Genomic DNA, 2456 nt, shown 5'->3' on the forward strand with positions numbered 1-2456 from the left:
AACTTGTCTGTCGCTCATTTGCGACTCCCTTATGTTAACATTTTCATATTTCAATGTCAACCAAGTTTTTTTATTTCTTTTGTCGCTTTCTTCGTTGTTGCTATCGGCGACTTGTTCTATATTACACCTCTAACCTACAATCGTCAATATGTTTTTATAAAAAACTTCATTTTTTTATAAATCCTATTTACGTTATTAATTTATCTATTTATATACCTCTTCTATAAGAATAGATAAGCAACCCATGAAACACTCTATGGGTTGCTATTCCATCATAAAAACTATTGTTCTTTTGAAGGTACAGAACAACTTTCATCCGTACAAGACATATCGCTTCCACCCTCTGAAGAAAGCTCTTGTAACTTAGGTGCAGGATTCTCTTCTTCCCACACTTGCTGAAGTGCACCAACAAAAGTTTCAAGTGGTTGCGCACCTGAAATAGCATACTTTTGATTAATAATAAAATAAGGAACTCCCGAAATTTGATATTGCTGAGCAATCGCTTCATCAATTCTAACATCATTTGCATATGCGCTTTTATCATTAATAACATGTAGAGCTTCTTGCTTATCTAAACCTGAAGCTTCAGCAATAGTAGCAAGCGTATCCACATCACTTAAATTTTTCGATTCAGTGAAATATGCAAAAAGTAGATTTTCCGTAATCTCTTTTTCTTTCCCTTGATCCTTTGCAAATTTAGCAAGACGATGCGCATCAAAAGTGTTCGTCGGCTTCATCTCTTCAAAATTAAAACTTAAATCCATACTAGCTGCATGATTGCCTAGTTGTATATTATTACGCTTAGCTTCTTCAATACTAATCCCATACTTTGATGCAAGTACTTCATTAATACTTGTTCCAGAATAGATTGGAGCATTTTGGTCTAATTCAAAACTTTTAAACTCAACTTCAACATCCTTCTTATGCGGAAATTGCTCTAAAGCCATTTCTAATCTACGTTTCCCAATATAACAAAATGGGCATACAAAATCTGACCATACTTCAATTTTCATAGAAACACCTCATTAACATGTAGTTTTCAATTATTGTAGCACTGGCAATAAGGAATTCAAAAATTTATGCTTCAAACCTTATATACTACAAACCAAAATAAGTTTTTAAATAGAAAAAACGATAATCAAAAGTATAAAAACATTTCCTCCTGATTATCGTATATACAAAATACAAATCTAAAACAATCTAATTACGCTGGAATGTATCTCCCCACGAACTTCCATACGGTATTCCAATATTTATTCGAATCTACCTTCTCGGCTTCTCCATGTCCAGCACCTGGAACAATTAATTTCTCTTTTTCTACTTTTGCAGCATTATATACTTCATCTAACATTTCATAAGGAACGAATGTATCAGCATCCCCATGAATAAATAGCATAGGTGTTTTACTTTTCGCCACTTGTTTTATAGCTGAAGCTTCTTCTAAATCATATCCAGCTCTTAATTTTGTAACTGTATTTGCCGCATTCATAACAGGAAACTTCGGCAAGTGGAATAAATCGTTTAATTGATACGTAAATTCATCAATAACAGTTGAGTATCCACAATCTTCAATAATAACTTTAACGTTAGCAGGTAACTCTTCACCTGAAGTCATCATTACAGTGGCCCCGCCCATTGAAACACCAAAGAGTGCTATTTCAGCATTAGGGTCTTTCTTTACAATTTGTTGAATCCAAATCAAAATATCTTTACGATCGTGCCAGCCCATCCCTATATAATCGCCTTCACTATTTCCATGCCCACGAAGGTCTGGCGCTATGACGTTATATCCTTCTTCATAAAAGTTCCGGATATATTTCGTCATTTTCGATGCCCTACTATCATATCCATGAACTACAATTGCCCATTTATGGCTAGATTGTTCATTCATATATTCATAACCTGTTAAATTCAACTTATCGAAAGAATTTACGTTCAATGTATTAGGTTTATGATTTGATACAAAGTTCGCATCCTTTTCTTCATTTGTAGCAAACACACCTCCCGATGCATTCACAGTTTCTACTAAGTGAGGATTATCCTCTAAAAACTCTTTCTCTTGTTTCGCATTCAACGCATAATTATAAAAATAATTCCCGGCTAACATATAAGTAATTGCTAGAAGGACTAAAACTACTATAGTAATTACACCTATCTTTTTCATATTATCTCCTTTTTCAAAATTAAATCTTCTTATATTTAAGTACTCAAAAAAACAACTGCACTATTTTAACACACCGACAGCTTGCTTCTACAAAAAATAAAATAGAAAATCTTAAACTACACATCAAAAATGACGAAAGAAAATGAATATGAGAGGATCAAAAGAATAAGGATTACTTACTTGAGACTGATAAGAAGTTTAAAACACAAAAAAGACGAGTCATTCTGACTCGTCTTAAAGTTGCTTGGCGACGTCCTACTCTCACAGGGACAAGGTCCCAACTACCATCGGC

2 protein-coding genes are annotated in these 2456 nt (G+C 33.7%); both read right to left on the bottom strand.

Going from position 1 to position 2456, the window contains the following annotated elements:
- Positions 1–281: 281 nt before the first annotated feature.
- Positions 282–1013 carry a DsbA family oxidoreductase gene (locus MR155_RS30870; protein WP_242312082.1) on the bottom strand — a complete coding sequence of 244 codons (732 nt, stop codon included), beginning with the start codon at positions 1011–1013 and terminating at the stop codon, positions 282–284.
- Positions 1014–1204: 191 nt separating this feature from the next.
- Positions 1205–2164 carry an alpha/beta hydrolase gene (locus MR155_RS30875; RefSeq protein WP_242312083.1) on the bottom strand — a complete coding sequence of 320 codons (960 nt, stop codon included), beginning with the start codon at positions 2162–2164 and terminating at the stop codon, positions 1205–1207.
- Between the last annotated feature and the right edge of the window lie 292 nt (positions 2165–2456).

The sequence above is a fragment of the Bacillus cereus group sp. BfR-BA-01331 genome, assembly GCF_022663915.1.
GTDB classification, from domain to species: Bacteria; Bacillota; Bacilli; order Bacillales; family Bacillaceae_G; genus Bacillus_A; species Bacillus_A mycoides.